The sequence below is a fragment of the Terrabacter aerolatus genome, from assembly GCF_007991735.1.
GTDB lineage: Bacteria > Actinomycetota > Actinomycetes > Actinomycetales > Dermatophilaceae > Terrabacter > Terrabacter aerolatus.
Map to the genome: position 1 here is coordinate 92,763 of NZ_BJYX01000015.1, position 18,141 is coordinate 110,903.

Consider the following 18,141-nt stretch of genomic DNA (forward strand, 5'->3'; position numbering starts at 1 on the left):
CGCGATCCGGGCAGATCGTGCAAAACGGTCACCCTGCGCCCGAACCCGCACTACCGTCACCGTCAGACGCCCGCGCCGCCCAGCACGTCCAGGGCCAGGTGGCGCGAGCGTCGAGACAGGTAGTGGTGGCGCCGTCCGTCGGACGGCGCCATCCGTACGTGCCGCGGTCACCGGCCGCGACGACCAGACAGGCAACCATGCGCTCGTTCGTCACCAAGGCCCTCGTGGCCACCGCCGGCCTCGGCCTCGCCCTCGCCACCCCGATCGCCGCTGCGGGCTCCGCGCAGGCGCTGCCGCCCATCATGATCTCCAGGGTCCAGTACGACTCGCCCGGCCCCGACAACGGCAGCAACGCCAGCCTCAACGCCGAGTACGTCGTCATCAAGAACACGACGCGCAGCAACCGGGTCCTCACCGGTTGGACCCTGCGTGACAAGACGGGCTACACCTACCGCTTCCCGAGCTTCACGCTCAGGGCCGGCGCCACGGTCACCGTGCACACGGGTCGCGGGACTGCCACGGCCACGCACCGCTACTACAACAGGTCCTGGTACGTCTGGAACAACACGGGCGACACGGCATACCTCAGGAACGCCTCCGGCACGACGGTCGACACATGCACGTGGAAGGGGTCGGGCGCCGCGACCACCTGCTGACCTCGCGCGGTCAGGTCCCGGTGCGGCCCGCTCCGGGGCTCTGCCAGGGATGACGATTCCTGCTCGGGCGATCAGCGCGGCGCATCCCGGTGCGTGGGCTCTGGGTGGGTCGATGTCCCATGAGGCCACGGCGCCTGAAACCGAGGCCACCAGCGAGCGGTCGGCTGACGCGGTCGGCGAGGCCCACCTCCTCGCCGATGGCAACGTCATCACCGTTTGCACCGTCGAGCCCGATGCGGTTCTCGGGCGGTGTGCCCGTGGCGGACCTCGGCTCAGCGCGCGACCGGCCGCAGGAACGCCACGACCGCGTCGTCCCAGCGGAACATGTCGAAGTTCCACGACTCCGCGTGCAGCGCTCGGGGGAACTCCTTCAGCGTCACGAGCTTCGGGGCCGCGTCGCGCAGCTGCTCGGAGCCGGACACGGGCACGACCGGGTCGGCCGTCCCGTGCGTCACCAAGGTCGGCACCCTGAGCCAGCTCGTGTCGTCGAGGTAGTCGACGGCGGCCCAGTCGACGCCGTAGCGCAGTCCGGCGAGCTGCTCGCCCGTCCAGACGATGCTGCCCGGCAGGGAGAGGCCACCGGGCAGCGCCGAGCCGGCGCCGTTCGAGACCACCTGTGACAGCGACAGCATCGGGGCGTCGAGGAAGACCCGGCTGACCGCGCCGCGCCGCGACGAGTGCTCGAGGAACGAGGCGACGATGGCCCCGCCCATCGACTGACCGGCCAGCGCGACCCGTCGCAGACCGTGGGCCTGCGCCCAGGCCACGGCGGCGTCGAGGTCACGCCACTCGGTGGCGCCGTACTGCAGCCGCCCCGAGGGGTCGGCCGGCGCGCCCGCGTCGTTGCGGTAGCTGATGACGAGGGCCGCGAGCCCGGCCCGGTGGGCCGCCGCGACGAAGCGCAGGCCGTCCGCCCGGGTGCCGTTCTGGCCGTGCACGAAGATCGCGACCGCCGCGACGGAGGCCTTGGCCGGGACGAACCAGGCCGGCGCGCCGGCGATGGTGACGGTCCGGGACCGCAGGCCGAGGGTGCTCGCCGGGTCGCCGAGGTAGTAGGCCCGCTCCATGGCCACGCCCTGCCCGGCCTTGGGTGGGGCCCCCTTCACGAGGTCGAGAGGACGGGTCACGGTTCCGTCCGGGTTGACCGAGGCCGGACCCACGTGTCCCGTGCCCCCGGCCCATGCCAGCCCGTAGGAGGCCGGGGCCTCGAAGTTGCCGCCGGCGTCGGTCCCGCGCCGCAACGTGATGAGGTCGCCCTCGAGCGACACGACCCGGGCGTCGTCGAACGCCGGAGTCGTCGTGCCGGGGGTCACGGCCAGCACCTCGGCGCCGATGCGCCCGGAGAGGTACCAGCCGCCTGCAAGGTGCGCTGCGACGACGAGGGTCAGGACGGCGGCCGCCCACCACCTCCAGTGGTGCGGGCGCCGGGGGGCGTCCTCGAGGAGGGTCCCGACCTCTATGCGGGGCCTGTCGGGCGCCGGCCTGACGGTCATCGCGGGACCCCCTCCTGCGTTCGGTGCGCGGCAGCGGTGACGACGGACGCGCGGCCGTCCTCGTTCCATCGTCGCGCCGCCGGGGGTCGGGCGAAAGGGCCGAACGTCCCTGCGCCCACCGGCCCCACTCGCATCCGTGGGGGAGAGAGGGCCGCGACCCCTGCCGGCGGCTCGCGCAACGGCGTGCGCGGCGCGCCTCCGCGCTGCCGTAGGCTGTTCGATCGTGGCTGTTGACTTCACGCAAGAGATCAAGGACCTGCGCGCGACGATGGATTCCGTGCGCGGGGTCACGAACCTCGACGAGCTCGCGCGCACCATCGACGAGCTCGAGCAGCAGGCCTCCGCCCCCGACCTGTGGGACGACCCCGACGCCGCGCAGCAGGTGACGAGCGCGCTGAGCCGCGCCAACTCCGAGCGCGACCGCGTGCTCGGCATGGACGCGCGCATCGAGGACCTCGAGACCCTCGTCGAGATGGGCCAGGAGGAGGGCGACGCCGCCACCCTCGAGGAGGCCGAGCGCGACCTCGCCACCCTGAAGAAGGACGTGGGCGAGCTCGAGGTCCGCACCCTGCTGGCCGGGGAGTACGACGAGCGCGAGGCCGTCGTCACGATCCGCGCGGGAGCCGGTGGCGTCGACGCCGCCGACTTCGCCGAGATGCTCATGCGCATGTACCTCCGCTGGGCCGAGCGCCACGGCTACCCGACGAAGGTCATGGACACCTCCTACGCCGAGGAGGCCGGGCTGAAGTCGGCCACCTTCGAGGTCAACGTGCCCTATGCCTTCGGCCACCTGTCGGTCGAGGCCGGCACCCACCGTCTCGTCCGGATCAGCCCGTTCGACAACCAGGGCCGTCGGCAGACGAGCTTCGCGGCCGTCGAGGTCATCCCGCTCATCGAGAGCGACGACTCGGTCGACATCCCCGAGAACGAGCTGAAGATCGATGTCTTCCGCTCCAGCGGCCCCGGTGGCCAGAGCGTCAACACGACCGACTCGGCCGTGCGCATGACGCACCTCCCGACCGGCATCGTCGTGTCGATGCAGAACGAGAAGAGCCAGATCCAGAACCGCGCCGCCGCCCTGCGCGTGCTCCAGTCGCGACTGCTGCTGCAGCGCAAGGCGGAGGAGGCCGCGGTCAAGAAGGAGATGGCCGGCGACGTCAAGGCCAGCTGGGGCGACCAGATGCGCTCCTACGTCCTCAACCCGTACCAGATGGTCAAGGACCTCCGCACCGAGTTCGAGACCGGCAACCCCAGCGCGGTCTTCGACGGCGACATCGACGGCTTCATCGAGGCCGGCATCCGCTGGCAGATCGGCCAGAACCGCCAGCAGGACTGAGCGGGCGCCGCGTCCGACGCGCTCTCCGCCGCCACGCCGGGGCCCGTGGGGTTCCGGGTGATTCGCCCCGGTGCACGTAGCCTCGTAGCGGTCCCGTGCACGACCACCGTCGTATGCCGGCACGTGCCCACCCAGCCCAGCCGCTGTCCCGCTGTCGCCCAGCCCAGTACGAGTCGAGGCCCGACGCATGATCCTCTTCGAGAACGTCACGAAGACCTACCCCCGGACCACGCGTCCGGCGCTCGACGACGTCAACCTCGAGATCCCCCGGGGCGAGTTCGCCTTCGTGGTGGGCACATCGGGTTCGGGCAAGTCGACGATGATGCAGCTCGTCATGAAGGAGCAGGACGTCTCGCGCGGCCGCATCCTCGTGGCCGGGCGCGACCTCGACCGGCTGCCCGAGCGCAAGGTCCCGGCCCTGCGCCGCGAGATCGGCTGCGTCTTCCAGGACTTCCGCCTGCTGCCCAACAAGACGGTCTTCCAGAACGTCGCCTACGCCCTCCAGGTCCTCGGCAGCAGCCGCGCCCGGATCCGCCAGACGGTCCCGGAGACGCTCGAGCTCGTCGGCCTCGCCGGCATGGAGAAGCGTCTGCCGCACCAGCTCTCCGGTGGCGAGCAGCAGCGGGTCGCGATCGCGCGCGCCTTCGTCAACCGGCCGCCGATCCTGCTCGCCGACGAGCCCACCGGAAACCTCGACCCCGACACGAGCCTCGGCATCGTCCAGCTGCTCGACCGGATCAACCGCACGGGCACGACCGTCGTCATGGCCACCCACGACACCGTCACGGTCAACGCCATGCGCAAGCGCGTCATCCGCCTCGACGGTGGCGTGCTCGTCAGCGACATGGAGGCGGGCGACTACACGACCGGCTCGATCCCGCGGGTCCGGCTCGGCGAGGAGGGCCCGGCGAGGCCGGTGGCCGACCTCCAGGTCCCCGACGGCTACGACGACGGCGTCCCGGCGGCCTACGCCCCGGGCGGCGGCCCGGCCGAGGGCCCCGGCGCCACGGGTGACGATGAGCAGGGCGAACGAGCGGGACTGGCGCCCATCGGGCGTGACGCGGACGAACCGCGTGCCAAGGGCGGGATCTTCCGCCGGCACAAGGCAGTCCAGACGAGCGACCGCTGAGCGCGAGACGGAGCGAGACACGACATGCGAATCCAGTTCCTCCTCGGCGAGATCGGCAACGGCCTCCGGCGCAACCTCTCGATGGCCGTCTCCGTCGTCATCGTCACGATGATCTCGATGTACCTGCTCGGTCTCGGCCTCATGGGCCAGCGGCAGGTCGACACCATGAAGGACTACTGGTACGACCGCGTCCAGGTCACGGTCATGCTCTGCGCCGAGAAGACCCGCTTCACCAACTGTGCCGGCCAGGCCACGACCGACGCCCAGCGCACGGCCATCAAGGCCGAGCTCGAGGCGCTCAAGCCGACCGTCAAGGACGTCTTCTACGAGTCCCGTGACCAGGCCTACGACCGGTTCAAGCAGACGTACAAGAACTCGCCGCTCGCCCGGGCGGGGGAGTCCTACTTCGCCGACTCCTACCGGGTCAACCTCAACGACGCGAGCAAGTTCGACGTCGTCGCGAGCTCGATCAAGGGCATGCCCGGGGTCGCCGACGTCCAGGACCAGAAGAAGCTCCTGGAGAAGTTCTTCACCTTCATGAACACCGTCTCGTGGGCGGCCATCGCGTTGTCCTCGCTCATGGTCTTCGCGGCCGTCATGCTCATCTCGACGACGATCCGCCAGACCGCCTTCAGCCGGCGGCGCGAGACGGGGATCATGCGGCTCGTGGGGGCCTCGAACTTCACCATCCGCTTCCCGTTCGTCATGGAGACGGTCCTGTCGAGCGTGCTCGGCGCGGTGCTCGCGATGGGCATGCTGTGGGCCACGGTGCGCTACGGCGTCGTCGGGTTCCTGAGCCAGGCCCTCACCGACACGGCCTTCATCGGGGTGGCGGACGTCTACTACGTCGCGCCCTTCGTCGTGGTCGGTGTCGTCGTGCTGTCCAGCCTCACCTCGTGGGTGACGCTGCGCCGCTACCTGCGCGTCTGACCGTCCCGGGGCGGATGTCCCGATTGTCCTGCTGGCGATGCGTCGCGCGGTGCATGCTGTCCCCGTCGAACCCGGACGCGTGGTCGTGATCGGGCGAAATCTCCCCAACGCGAGTGACGTGTGGTACCAATGGAGCATATGTGGCTCATGAGGCGTTCTGAGAAGAGCGGTCCCGCGACGAAACTGACCGCGGCGGGGCTCGCTCTGGCGTGCTCCGTGTCTGTCGGCACGGCCCTCGTCGCGCGTGCGGACTCGGTGTCGGACCAGAAGAAGAAGAACGACCAGAAGATCGCGGCGCTCGGCCAGCAGCTCGAGGGCACCAACGCCTCGCTCGCCCAGGCCTACGTCAACCTCGAGCGCACCAACGCGGCCCTGCCGATCGCCCAGCAGCGGGTGGCCGCCGCCCAGAGCGCCCAGGCCCAGGCCGTGGCCGCCCAGGCTGAGGCCGAGGACACCGAGGCCCGGGCGATCGACGCCGAGGCCAAGGCCCGCGCCCACAACGACGAGGTCGCCCAGCGCCTCGCCGTCGCGCAGGCCAACGAGCAGCGCGCCAAGGAGCAGCTGGCCAAGAGCTCCACCGACCTCGTCTCGAGCCAGGACGCCCTCGACTCCTACGCCGCCGAGGTCTTCCAGGGCTCGGACCAGGAGTCCCAGCTCGGCATGGTGTTCGGCTCGACGTCACCGCAGGACTTCGCCAACCGCCTCGTCATGGCCGACACGGCCAGCGCCGTCGCCAGCGACACCATCGACAAGCTCGCGGCGATGACCGCCGACAACACCTCGACGCGGTCCTACCTCACGTCGGTCCGCGGCGAGATCGACGACCTCAAGCGACAGGCGCAGGCTGCGCTGCAGGGAGCCGAGGCGGCCGCCGCTGCGGCCACCCAGGCCAAGAACCAGTCCATCGTCGCCAAGAACAACGCGATCACGGCCGCCCAGAACGCCGCCGCCGCCAAGACCCAGCTCGACCAGCTCAAGGCCCAGCAGGCGAGCGCCGCCGCCGACCTCGCGGCGCAGCGACAGAACGAGGCCGCGGACCTCGCGTCGGCCCAGGCCGAGTCCAACCGCCTCCAGGCCATCCTCGTCGAGCAGGCGCGCAAGGCGCGCATCGCCGAGCAGCAGCGGCTGGCCAGGCTGCAGGCCCAGCGCGACGCCAAGATCCGCGCCGAGCGGGCCAAGGCCGCCGCCGCGAAGAGCCGCGGCCAGGTCTACGTCCCCAAGGACCCGCCGCCGGTGCAGAGCGACCCGACGCCGTCGAACTACCTGACGTACCCGGCCAACGGCCCGACGACCTCGGGGTTCGGCATGCGCTGGCACCCGATCCTCAAGAAGTGGATGCTCCACGACGGTCTCGACTGGGGCATCCCCTGTGGGACACCGGTCTACGCCGCAGCACCGGGAGACGTCATCCGTGCCGGCTGGCGGGCGAGCGGCTGGGGCAACCAGGTCGTCATCGACCACGGCATCCACCGCGGGGTCGACCTCGTGACGACCTACAACCACCTGACGAGCATCGTGAAGTTCAGCGGGTCGGTGAACCGTGGCCAGCTCATCGGCTACTCGGGCACGACGGGCTACTCCACCGGCTGCCACCTGCACTTCGGCGTCTACGAGGACGGCACCCCGGTCGACCCGCGCAAGTGGCTCTGAGGCCGGCTCGTCGAAACCGACTCTGACTCGGGCACCGTCCCGGGGTAGCGTTGGTCCGCTGTCCCGCCTGCCGCGGTGACGGCAGCCCATGCACCCGCGCACTCGTCGTGCGCTGTCGCAGACTCGAGTCGGAAGGACGTCCGGTGGCCAAGGAGAAGGGGCGGTCGCTCATCGCGAGCAACCGCAAGGCCCGACACGACTACCTCATCGACGACACGTTCGAGGCGGGCATCGTGCTGTCGGGCACCGAGGTCAAGGCGTTGCGCATGGGCCGTGCCTCGCTCGTCGACGGGTTCGCGATGTTCACCGGTGACGAGCTCTACCTCGAGAACGTCCACATCCCCGAGTACCTCAACGGCACGTGGAACAACCACGCCCCGCGCCGCAAGCGCAAGCTGCTCCTGCACCGGGCCGAGCTCGAGAAGATCGCCCACAAGACCCGCGAGAGCGGCCGCACCATCGTGCCGCTGTCGCTGTACTTCAAGGACGGGCGCGCCAAGGTGGAGATCGCCATCGCGACCGGCAAGAAGGAGTACGACAAGCGTCACGCCCTCCGCGAGCGCCAGGACAACCGTGAGGCCGAGCGGGCCATGAGCGCGGCCAACCGCCGCCGCTGACCGGTCCTCGCTGGGAGGCGCGCGACCCGGGACGGGTCGCCCGGAACCGTCGGCGTGCTCGCAGCGTCCGGTGTCAGGATGATGGGACCAACGACGTGGAGGGACCCGATGGCTGGTTCGACCGGATCGACCCGACCGAGCGTGCGGCACGGGCGGCGCCTCGGCGTGCTGGGTCTCCTCCTCGCGGCCGCGCTGCTCCTCGTCGGGCCCGTCGGGAGCGCGTATGCCGCGGGCGACGAGGCCATGGACTCCTTCGTGGCCGTCTACGACCTCCAGCCTGACGGCAGCATGAAGGTGACCGAGACGATCACCTGGCGCTTCCCGTCGGGTGAGCAGCGGCACGGCATCTTCCGTGACGTCGTCGTGCGGATGGGCTGGAACAACGAGGAGAACCGCTACCGCTACTACGATCTGACCGACGTCACGGTCTCGAGCCCGAGCGGCGCCCCGGCGGCCTTCCAGGTGAGCGACAACGGGGCTGCCCGCGAGATCCGCATCGGGTCGGCCGACGAGTACACGAGCGGGACGCAGGTCTACACGGTCGGCTACACGCTCCACAACGTGCTCAACCCCATCACGGCCGACGGCAAGCCCGCCGCGGACTCGAGCCAGGCGTCCACGGTCGAGCTCTACTACAACGTCTTCGGCACCAACGAGACGACGCCGCGTGACCGGGTCTCGGTCACCGTCAACGCCCCGACGGGCTCGACGAAGGTCGCCTGCTACCGGGGTGTCAGCCGCTCCGACCCCCCGTGCCAGGCCACGTCCGGGGAGCCGGCGAGGTTCTCGGCCGACGGGCTGGCCTCGGGCGACGCCCTGTCGGTGCTCGCCTCCTACCCGGCCTCGGCCTTCACCGACGTGCGGGCCGACGTCCGCCAGGGTGACTCGGGCTCGTCGGTGGGCTCCGACGCCGCGCCGGCCGCCAACGCGGCGGCCTGGGCCGGCGCCATCGGCGCCCCGGTGCTCGCGCTGGCGGTCATGGGCGCCCTCGTGTGGACCCGTGGCCGGGACGAGCGGTATGCCGACCTCACGCCCGGGCTCTCACCGGCCGTCGGCACCGGGGCCGTCGGTGACGGCACGCCGTCGGCAGCCACCGTGCGTGGCGGCTCCCCGACGGTGGCCGTGCAGTTCCAGCCACCTCGCGGCGTGCAGCCCGGCATGGTCGGCACCATCATCGACGAGACGGCCAACCCGATCGACGTGTCCGCGACCCTCATCGACCTCGCGGTGCGCGGCTTCCTGCGCATCGAGGAGATCGGCGGGGAGGGCCTGTTCAGCCGCACCGACTGGACCCTGACCCGGCTGGCGCCGCCGGCCGACGAGCGCCTGCTGCCCTACGAGCGGCAGCTGCTCGACGGCGTCTTCTCCACCCGCGGCGACGTCGTCCGGCTGTCCGAGCTGAAGAACACCTTCGCGAGCACCCTCAAGCGCATCCAGGGGGCCATGTACCAGGAGGTCGTGACCCGCGGCTGGTTCCGCTCGTCGCCCCAGACCCAGCGCGGCGCGTGGCAGGGCCTGGGCCTCGTCATCGCCGCGCTCGGCGGGCTCGTGCTCTTCTACGGACGTCCCGCGGTCAGCGCCATCCTCGGTGGCGGTTTCAGCGGGGGAGTGGCGCTCGGCATCGGTCTCATCGTCGCGGGCCTCATCGTCTGGGTCCTCGGCGGGCGGATGGCCGCCAAGACGGCGGAGGGGTCGGCCGTCCTGGCGCAGTCGCTCGGTTTCAAGGAGTACCTCACGACCGCCGAGGCCGGCCAGATCGAGTTCGAGGAGGCCTCCAACGTCTTCAGCCGCTACCTGCCGTATGCCGTCGTGTTCGGCGTCGCCGACCGCTGGGCCAAGACCTTCGCCGACGTCGCCAAGGCCGCCGAGGCGGCGAACCAGCCGCTCATCATGCCGACGTGGTACGTCTGGAGCGGCAACGCCTTCCCGGACTTCACGAGCATCGCCGCCGGTGTCGACTCCTTCTCGACGACCTCGACCGGAACGTTCACCTCGACGCCGGGCTCCTCGGGCTCATCGGGCTTCTCCGGCGGGGGCGGCTTCTCCGGTGGCGGTGGCGGTGGCTCCTCGTCCGGGTCCTGGTAGGGCGGTCGTCCCGGCCCCGCCGCCGACGCGTCCGGCGGCGAGCGCCAGCACCGCACCGATACCGGCCACGACGCCACAGAGCGGCCACAACAGACCCGGCGCTGCGGCATACACGATCCCGCCGAGCGGGGCCGAGAGCATCGTGCCGCTCGTCGCAGCCCCCGTGTAGAGGCCCTGGTACTGCCCGACGAGGTGGGGCGGTGCGGCATCGAGGACGTGCGCCGTCGCGGTCGTCTTGTAGAGGATCTCGCCGGCGGTCAGGACCACCATGGCGACGACGGCCGCGACGGCGACGCCGAGCCAGGGGAGCCCGAAGACGACGAAGCCGACCGCCACGAGGGCGTACCCGGTCGCGATGACGGGAATGGCGGGCCGATCGCGCAGCCAGAGGGCCACGGGGATCTCGAGGACCAGGATGAGGCCCGACCCGATCGCGACGAGCAGGGTGTAGAGCGCCAGCGGCTGGCCGTGGTCGCGGAGGTGCAGCGGCAGGGTGGAGTAGAGCTGCCGGTAGACGAGGACGACGCCGGGCAGGAGCAGCAGCAGCGAGCGGTCGGCCCGGACGGCGCGCCACAGCCCGGACGGCGCGCCCTCCGCCCGGACGACCGGCGCCTCGTCCGGCAGGAAGCGCGACGTGACGTGCCGCAGCACGAGGGTCAGCACGCCGTCGAGGACGAAGAGCGTGTCGTAGCCGCGCGCCGCGAGCAGCGCGCCGACCGGTGGGCCGATGACGAAGCCGGCGTTGGAGGCGGCCCGGCTGACGGCCACCGACGACCGTCTCGACCCTGCCGGGACGGCGAGCGCGGCAAGGGCCCCCTGCCCCAGCGACGCCACGGCGCCGAGGTAGCCGGTGAGGGGCATCGTCACGGCGAGCAACCAGACGGGTTGCCACGGGATCAGGGCCGTGAGGACGCCGACGGCGCTGGCGGTCAGGAGCAGGACGCGCCGGTGTCCGTGCCGGTCGCCGAAGCGGCCGCCGGTGACGTTGCCGAGCAGGGCCCCGACGCCGTTCGACCCGGCGACGATCCCGGCGGGCACGACGCCCAGCCCTCGCGGGCCGGTGAGGTAGAGCACGAGGAAGAGCATGAGAAAGGCGCTGGCCGAGCTCACGAAGCGGCCGGCGGCCAGCACCCAGACGACGCGTGGCAGGTCTCGCAGCTCACCCATCCGGCCATCACACCTTAGTCAGTCTCTTTTGGGAACTAAGTTAGGATGGCGGCATGACGAGGCGGCACGCGCGGCCCGACGACCTCTGCGGCATCGCCCATGCCGTCGGCGTCCTGGGCGACCCGTGGAGCCTGCTCGTCCTGCGCGACGTCGCCGGGGGCCGGACGCGGTTCGAGCAGCTCGTCGCCGAGACAGGCATCTCGCGCAAGGTGCTCAGCCAGCGCCTCGAGGCCCTCGTCTCGGACGGCATCCTCGAGCGCCGCGCCTACTCCGGGCGGCCACCCCGTCACGAGTACGTCCTGACGGACCTCGGCCGCGGCGCCCTTCCGGTCCTCGGCGCCCTGCAGGAGTTCGGTGACACGTGGCTGCTCGGCGACGGCGCGCCTGATGCCGGCGCCCCCGCCGACTCCAACGAGGTGGCCCGGGTGGGCGCCCTGGTCGGGGAGCGGGTCCCGCAGCTCCAGACCCTCGACCCCGTCTCGGACGACGCACTCACCGTCGTCTACTGCTACCCGGGCAACGCCTTCCCCGGCGCCGACGAGATCCCCGGCGGCATCGGCTGCACCCTCGAGTCGTGCACGTACCGCGACCGCCTCTGCGACTTCGCGGCACTCGGCGCCACCGTCGTCGGCGTCTCGACCCAGCGCCCGAGCGAGCAGTCGGCGTTCGCCGCGGCCCACGGCATACGCTTCCCGCTCCTCTCCGACACGGACCTCGAGCTGACGACGGCCCTGCGGCTGCCCACCTTCCGGGCCGGTGGCGCGACCCGGCTCAAGCGGCAGACCCTCGTGGTCGACCGGGACCGCGTCGTGCGGGCCACGCTCTTCCCCATCACCGACGTCACCGGGTCGGTCGAGGAGTCCCTGCGGATCGTGCGCGGGCTCGCGGAGACCGGCGCCCGGTCGACCGGTTAGGCGCCCGCCCACGACCTCGTCGTCAGCCGATGACGACGAGCAGGTCGCCGCCCTCCACCTGCTGCTGGGTGCCGATGGCGACGCGGGAGACGGTGCCGCCGGTCGGGCTCGTGATGTTGGCCTCCATCTTCATGGCCTCGATGGTGGCGACGACGCCACCGGCCTCGACGGTGTCACCCTCGGCCACGGACAGCGTCACGACGCCGGCGAACGGCGCCGCGACCTGCCCCGCGGCACCCGGGTCGGCCTTCTCGGCCGACTTGACGTCGGCCGGGGCCGTGCGGTCGCGAACCGAGATGGGACGGAACTGCCCGTTCAGGGTGCACATGACGGTGCGCATGCCCTTGGGGTCGGCCTCACCGATGGACTGCACGCCGATGAGCAGGACCTTGCCGGGCTCGATCTCGACCTCGTACTCCTCGCCCTGCTCGAGCCCGTGGAGGAACTCGACGGTGCCGAGGACCGACAGGTCGCCGTAGGACTCGCGGGAGGAGTCGAACTCCTTCGTCGGCCCGGGGAAGAGCAGCTGGTTGAGGGTGCGTCGCGGGGTCGCGCCGAGGGCCTGCTCCTGCTCGGGGGTGAGCTCGGTCAGCCGCGGCTTCGACCGGCGACCGGCCAGGGCCTTGGTGCGGAACGGCTCGGGCCACCCGCCGGGCGGCTCGCCGAGCTCGCCGTTGAGGAAGCCGATGACGGAGTCCGGGATGTCGTACTTCTGCGGGTCGTCCTCGAAGTCCTTCGGGTCGGCTCCCGCGCCGACGAGGGCCAGGGCGAGGTCGCCGACGACCTTGGAGCTCGGCGTCACCTTGACGACGTTGCCGAGGATGCGGTTGGCGGCGGCATACATGTCCTCGATCGCCTCGAAGCGGTCACCGAGGCCGAGCGCGATCGCCTGTTGGCGCAGGTTGCTCAGCTGGCCGCCGGGGATCTCGTGGAAGTAGACGCGGCCGGTGGGGGAGTCGAGGCCCGACTCGAACGGACGGTAGAGGTGACGCACGGCCTCCCAGTAGGGCTCGAGCGCGAAGACGTTCGTGATGTCGAGGCCCGTGGGGCGGTCCGTGTCGTCGGTCGCCGCGACGAGCGCCGACAGGGACGGCTGGCTCGTGGTGCCCGCCATCGTCGCGGTGGCGGCGTCGACGGCGTCGACCCCGGCGTCGATGGCCGCGAGGAGGGTGCCGATCTGGCCGCCGGCCGTGTCGTGCGTGTGCAGGTGGACCGGCAGGTCGAAACGCTCACGCAGCGCGCGGACGAGCCGCGCCGCAGCAGGGGCGCGCAGGAGGCCCGCCATGTCCTTGATCGCGAGGACGTGCGCGCCGGTGTCGACGATCTGCTCGGCCAGTCGCAGGTAGTAGTCGAGGGTGTAGAGCTTCTCGCCGGGCGACATGAGGTTGCCCGTGTAGCAGAGGGCGACCTCGGCGACGGCGGTGTTCGTCGCGAGCACGGCCTCGACGGCGGGCCGCATCTGCGAGACGTCGTTGAGGGAGTCGAAGATGCGGAAGATGTCGAGGCCCGTCGAGGCGGCCTCGGCGACGAAGGCGTCGGTGACGGCGGTCGGGTACGGCGTGTAGCCGACCGTGTTGCGCCCGCGCAGGAGCATCTGGAGGGGGATGTTCGGCATCGCCTCGCGCAGGGCGGCCAGGCGCTCCCACGGGTCCTCCGCCAGGAAGCGCAGGGCGACGTCGTAGGTCGCGCCGCCCCACGCCTCCATCGAGAGCAGCTGCGGCGTCAGGTGCGAGACGTGCTTCGCCACGTGCAGCAGGTCCCGGGTGCGCATGCGCGTGGCCAGCAGCGACTGGTGGGCGTCGCGGAAGGTCGTGTCGGTGACGGCGACGTCGTTCGCCTCACGCAGGGACCGCGCGAAGGCGGCAGGTCCGTCGGCGACGAGCCGGTCGCGGGCACCGGGCGGGACCGGGGCGTCCGGCAGCTCGGGGAGCTTGGTGCGCGGGCGGACCCGCGTCGTGACCGGGCCGTTGGGCTGGTTGACGGTGACGTCGGCGAGGAAGGTGAGCAGCTTCGTCGCGCGGTCGGCGCTGACCCGGGCCGAGAGCAGCTCGGGCCGCTCGTCGATGAACGAGGTCGTCGCGAGACCGTCCTGGAAGACGGGGTCGCTGAGCACGGCCTCGAGGAAGGGGATGTTGGTCGACACGCCGCGGATGCGGAACTCGGCGAGCGCCCGCTGGGCTCGCCGGACGGCGATCGGGAACGTCATGCCGCGACACGTGAGCTTGACGAGCATCGAGTCGAAGTGCGCGCTGATCTCGGCCCCGACGAAGACCGTGCCGCCGTCGAGGCGCACGCCGCTCCCGCCCGCCGAGCGGTAGACCGTGATGGTGCCGGCATCGGGCCGGAACCCGTTGGCCGGGTCCTCGGTCGTGATCCGGCACTGCAGCGCGAAGCCCTTGGTGCGGATGCCGTCCTGACGCAGGCCCATCGACTCGAAGGTGTCGCCCGAGGCGATCTGCATCTGCATGACGACGAGGTCGATGTCGGTGACCTCCTCGGTCACCGTGTGCTCCACCTGGATCCGGGGGTTCATCTCGATGAAGACGTAGCGACCGTCCTCCCCGAGGAGGAACTCGACGGTGCCCGCGTTGACGTAACCGATCGAGCGCGCGAACGCGACGGCGTCGGCGCACATCCCGGTCCGGATCTCGGCGGCGAGGTTGGGCGCCGGGGCGATCTCGATGACCTTCTGGTGCCGGCGCTGCAGCGAGCAGTCGCGCTCGTAGAGGTGGACGACCTCGCCCGTGCCGTCGGCGAGCACCTGCACCTCGATGTGCCGCGGGTTGACGACGGCCTCCTCGAGGTAGAGCGTCGGGTCGCCGAAGGCGGACTCCGCCTCGCGCTGGGCGGCCTCGAGCGCCGCACGCAGGCCCTCGCGCGCCTCGACCCGGCGCATGCCGCGTCCGCCGCCGCCGCTGACGGCCTTGACGAAGACGGGGAAGCCGATCTGCTCGGCGGCCGCCTCGAGGACGTCGAGGTCGGTGCCCGGCTCGGACCCGCGGAGCGTCGGCAGGCCCGCGTCGCGAGCGGCCGCGATGGCTCGCGCCTTGTTGCCCGTCAGGTGCAGCACCGAGGCCGGCGGCCCGATGAAGGTGATCCCGGCCCCCTCGCACGCCTCGGCGAGCAGCGGGTTCTCCGAGAGGAAGCCGTAGCCCGGGTAGATCGCGTCGGCGCCCGCCTCGACGGCCTTCGCCACGATGGCCTCGTGGTCGAGGTAGGCACGGACGGGATGCCCCTCGTCGCCGATCTGGTAGGCCTCGTCCGCCTTGAGCCGGTGCTCGCTCTTGCGGTCCTCGTAGGGGAAGACGGCGACGGTGCGGGCGCCGAGCTCCGTCGCGGCCCGGAAGGCTCGGACGGCGATCTCGCCTCGGTTGGCGACGAGAACCTTGCGGAACATCGGACCTCCAGGGTGGGGGCGACTGGGTGGTCCGCGGCGACCACGATCGGCAGCCTAGTGGCGCGGCTCGAGGCCGCCAGCCCCACGTCGCCCACCGGACCGGCCCCACGGGAATGACGTGGACCGCCCCGACGTTCCTCCTGCATACTGTGGTCTCCACTCCGGTGGAGCGCAGGCAGCTTGACAAGTCAACAGCGTGACGTGGACACCCCTCATGGGGGTGATCGGTTTCGACGGTGGTCGACGCATCAGGGGAAGCGGGTCGAGGATGCAGGGTTATCTCGTAAACGCTCCTTGCACAACAATAGGTGCCAATTCCAACCGCACCGACTTCGCCCTCGCCGCCTGAGCGAGCCTCGAAGTCTGTCAGCCTGAGCTAGTTTCCGACTCAGTGCCTGGCATCAGCTAGGAAACTTGCTGCGCAGTCATGTTGGGGGACTGCGCGGGACTCTTTCTCAACTGGGCCTGTCAGGGGACGCGTGCGTGCGAGCCCTGGGGCCGAGAAAAGCCGAAGCGCACTGCACCCGGAGAAGCCCTGGTTTCTCGTCATCGGACGCGGGTTCAATTCCCGCCACCTCCACCACTTCCGTGGTGGCCACGTCACGCTGTGGCTGTCAGCAGCGAGGAGGGCGTCCCGTTCGCGGGACGCCCTCCTCGCGTATGCCGTCACCCCGCGGGTGCCGTCACGTCACCGTGCGCGCCGGCTCGCTCGTGCGCCGGTCGGGGACCCACCGCATCGAGCTCCAGCTCAGACGTCGTCAGGCCTGCTCGGCCGTGCTGGCGGCCTCGGCCGCCATCTGCTCCTTGATGGGCGCCATGTCGAGGTTCTTGACCTGCTCGATGACGTCCTGCAGCGCGGACTGCGGCAGCGCGCCCGGCTGGGCGAAGACGAGCACGCCCTCCTTGAACGCCATGAGCGTCGGGATCGAGGTGATGTTGGCGGCCGACGCGAGCGACTGCTCGGCCTCGGTGTCGACCTTGCCGAACACGATGCCCTCGTTGTCACCGCTCTGGGAGGCGGCGTCGTAGACCGGGGCGAACTGCCGACACGGGCCGCACCAGGACGCCCAGAAGTCGACCAGGACGATGTCGTTGTCGAGAACGGTCTTCTCGAAGGACTGCGCGGTCAGGTCAGTGGTAGCCATGCCTCTCCCAACGACCACGGCACGGGACGTATTCCGCCCTCAGCGCAGTTCCCATGTGACGGTGACCGCAGATCCGAGGTCGAGGTCGCCGCCCTCGACGGGCATGACCCCGGCGTCCATCGCGGCGGCCATCAGCGCCATCGGACGCCCAGCGAGGGGCGCGACGCCGGCCTCGGCCATGCCGAGGACCGCGCCGAGCTGCGCACCGGCCAGGCCGGCATACTGCTGCGCCTTGTCGAGCGCGTCGGCGAAGGCGCAGTCGCGGGCGCGGCGGAGTCCGTCGCTGCGGTCGGCGACGTCGAGCCGGACCTGGTCGACGAGCAGCGCGTTGCCGACGGCCGACGCGGCGGACTCGAGGATGGCGCCCACGCTCTCGAGGCGACGCACGGTGACGGACAGGCGCTGCTGTGCCGTGAAGCCCGTCGCCGTGCCCGTGGTGTGGTCCCAGCGCTGGTTGACGCTGGCGTCGAGGGTGCGGATGTCGGCGTCGGCGACGTCGTGCTCGCGAACGACCCGCCCGACCGAGGTGATGCCTGCGGCAGCGCCGGCGAGGGCGGCAGCGACGTCGTCGGCGTCGTGACCCACCCGCAGGTCGAGCCGCACGACGTCGGGGGAGACCGCGGCCCGGCCGCTGCCGGTGACGGTGACGGTGCGCTTGGCCATGGCTTCCTCTCGTCGCGGGACCCGCGAGAGCGTCGGGGCTCTGCTCGCAACCTACCTAGACTGCGGTGCCATGACGAGCCTCACGCGTCGACCTGCGCCCGCCTCGCCCCTCGTCGTCGGAGCTGCCGTCGTGGCCGTCGTCGGACAGCTGCTCGCCCTCTACTGGCCCGTCGTCACCGTCGAGGGTCCCGTGAGCTGGACCGACAAGGTCGTTCACCTGCTCGTCTTCGCCGCGCCGACGTATGCCGTGGGCCGCGCCCTCGGGTCCGTGTGGCCCTCGGTGCTGGCCTTCGCGGTCCACGCCCCGGTGAGCGAGCTCGTGCAGCACCACCTGCTGCCCGGACGGTCCGGAGACGTGTGGGATGCCGTGGTCGACCTCGTGGCGGTCGCGCTCGGGGCCGGCGCTCTCGTGGTCCGGGGTCGGCTGCGCCGCTGGTAGACTCTGGGGCATCCGACTCCGAGGTCTCCTCGGATCACGACGGAAGAGATGGCGCCGGGGATGCCCGGCGGGCAGGCTCGTCCGACGGGGTGACACCCCACCGGAAGATCGCGCAGACGGCGCGGCCCGGCACCGACGCGGAGCGGATCCGAACACCGGACGGCACAGATGCCGGGCACCGGTACACATGGGGCGCAGATCTTCCTGCGCCTGAGGCTCGTCTGCATGGTCGTGGTGTGACTCACGGCTCGAGGCGAAGTCTGCATCGAGTCAAGAGAGTTGAACACGTATGCCCAAGCACACCTCCTCCGGCGCGCCCAAGAAGGCCCGCTGGACCACCGAGAAGAAGGCGGCCGCCACCAAGAAGCCGCACCGCGGCCAGGGTGGCCCCAAGACCTCGCGCCCCGCCTCCTCGAGCTCCTCCCACGTCGGCGGCCGCGAGTGGCGCGCCCCGCGTGACGAGCACCGCTCGTCGGACCGTCCCGCGTTCGACCGTCGCGACGACCGTGGCGGTGACCGC

Annotated in this window: 15 protein-coding genes and 1 other RNA gene; 11 read left to right on the plus strand and 5 right to left on the minus strand. The window is 71.4% G+C overall.

Translation table 11 applies throughout. From position 1 onward, the window contains the following. Positions 1–197 precede the first annotated feature (197 nt). Positions 198–656 carry a lamin tail domain-containing protein gene (locus TAE01_RS14155; protein WP_147067458.1) on the plus strand — a complete coding sequence of 153 codons (459 nt, stop codon included), beginning with the start codon at positions 198–200 and terminating at the stop codon, positions 654–656. Positions 657–928: 272 nt separating this feature from the next. On the opposite strand, the gene TAE01_RS14160 is transcribed toward TAE01_RS14155, so the two are convergent. Then, on the minus strand, positions 929–2,149 hold the full coding sequence (locus tag TAE01_RS14160; RefSeq protein ID WP_147067459.1) for an alpha/beta hydrolase family protein: 1,221 nt from the start codon (positions 2,147–2,149) through the stop codon (positions 929–931). Positions 2,150–2,372: 223 nt separating this feature from the next. On the opposite strand from TAE01_RS14160, the gene prfB reads away from it, so the two are divergent. The 6 genes from prfB (at position 2,373) to TAE01_RS14190 (ending at position 9,896) form a co-directional block, all read left to right on the plus strand. Beyond that, the gene (gene prfB / locus TAE01_RS14165) at positions 2,373–3,485 is read left to right on the plus strand and encodes a peptide chain release factor 2 (RefSeq protein ID WP_147067460.1); all 1,113 of its coding nucleotides are present in this window, start codon (positions 2,373–2,375) and stop codon (positions 3,483–3,485) included. 187 nt (positions 3,486–3,672) lie between these two features. Then, positions 3,673–4,614, plus strand: coding sequence for a cell division ATP-binding protein FtsE (gene ftsE, locus TAE01_RS14170; RefSeq protein ID WP_147067461.1), 942 nt, complete (start codon positions 3,673–3,675; stop codon positions 4,612–4,614). Between the two features lie 24 nt (positions 4,615–4,638). Continuing rightward, complete coding sequence (ftsX, locus tag TAE01_RS14175) at positions 4,639–5,544, plus strand: permease-like cell division protein FtsX (protein ID WP_147067462.1); 906 nt, start codon at positions 4,639–4,641, stop codon at positions 5,542–5,544. Positions 5,545–5,691: 147 nt separating this feature from the next. Further along, complete coding sequence (locus TAE01_RS14180) at positions 5,692–7,194, plus strand: M23 family metallopeptidase (protein ID WP_246111359.1); 1,503 nt, start codon at positions 5,692–5,694, stop codon at positions 7,192–7,194. 143 nt (positions 7,195–7,337) lie between these two features. Further along, on the plus strand, positions 7,338–7,811 hold the full coding sequence (smpB, locus tag TAE01_RS14185; protein ID WP_147067463.1) for an SsrA-binding protein SmpB: 474 nt from the start codon (positions 7,338–7,340) through the stop codon (positions 7,809–7,811). A 108-nt stretch (positions 7,812–7,919) separates the two neighbouring features. Further along, positions 7,920–9,896, plus strand: coding sequence for a DUF2207 domain-containing protein (locus tag TAE01_RS14190; RefSeq protein WP_147067464.1), 1,977 nt, complete (start codon positions 7,920–7,922; stop codon positions 9,894–9,896). On the opposite strand, the gene TAE01_RS14195 is transcribed toward TAE01_RS14190, so the two are convergent. After that, the gene (locus TAE01_RS14195; protein ID WP_246111360.1) at positions 9,825–11,063 is read right to left on the minus strand and encodes an MFS transporter; all 1,239 of its coding nucleotides are present in this window, start codon (positions 11,061–11,063) and stop codon (positions 9,825–9,827) included. The genes TAE01_RS14190 and TAE01_RS14195 overlap by 72 nt on opposite strands. 53 nt (positions 11,064–11,116) lie before the next feature. Between TAE01_RS14195 and TAE01_RS14200 the strand changes: the two genes are divergently transcribed. Beyond that, positions 11,117–11,977, plus strand: a complete 861-nt coding sequence (locus TAE01_RS14200) for a winged helix-turn-helix transcriptional regulator (RefSeq protein ID WP_147067465.1) — start codon at positions 11,117–11,119, stop codon at positions 11,975–11,977. Positions 11,978–11,999: 22 nt separating this feature from the next. Here the strand turns inward: TAE01_RS14200 and TAE01_RS14205 are convergent, their stop codons facing one another. Next, positions 12,000–15,374 carry a pyruvate carboxylase gene (locus TAE01_RS14205; RefSeq protein WP_147067466.1) on the minus strand — a complete coding sequence of 1,125 codons (3,375 nt, stop codon included), beginning with the start codon at positions 15,372–15,374 and terminating at the stop codon, positions 12,000–12,002. Between the two features lie 216 nt (positions 15,375–15,590). On the opposite strand from TAE01_RS14205, the gene ssrA reads away from it, so the two are divergent. Beyond that, positions 15,591–15,957: a transfer-messenger RNA gene (gene ssrA / locus TAE01_RS14210) on the plus strand. A gap of 175 nt (positions 15,958–16,132) precedes the next feature. Here ssrA and trxA read toward each other — a convergent pair. Then, the gene (gene trxA / locus TAE01_RS14215; protein ID WP_147067467.1) at positions 16,133–16,519 is read right to left on the minus strand and encodes a thioredoxin; all 387 of its coding nucleotides are present in this window, start codon (positions 16,517–16,519) and stop codon (positions 16,133–16,135) included. A 39-nt stretch (positions 16,520–16,558) separates the two neighbouring features. Continuing rightward, the gene (locus tag TAE01_RS14220; RefSeq protein ID WP_147067468.1) at positions 16,559–17,182 is read right to left on the minus strand and encodes an SIMPL domain-containing protein; all 624 of its coding nucleotides are present in this window, start codon (positions 17,180–17,182) and stop codon (positions 16,559–16,561) included. A 70-nt stretch (positions 17,183–17,252) separates the two neighbouring features. On the opposite strand from TAE01_RS14220, the gene TAE01_RS14225 reads away from it, so the two are divergent. Together TAE01_RS14225 and TAE01_RS14230 are read left to right on the plus strand one after the other, a co-directional pair. Beyond that, positions 17,253–17,621, plus strand: a complete 369-nt coding sequence (locus TAE01_RS14225; protein WP_147067469.1) for a VanZ family protein — start codon at positions 17,253–17,255, stop codon at positions 17,619–17,621. Positions 17,622–17,910: 289 nt separating this feature from the next. After that, the coding region (locus tag TAE01_RS14230) for a hypothetical protein (protein WP_147067470.1) at positions 17,911–18,141 on the plus strand (231 nt) is incomplete at its 3' end.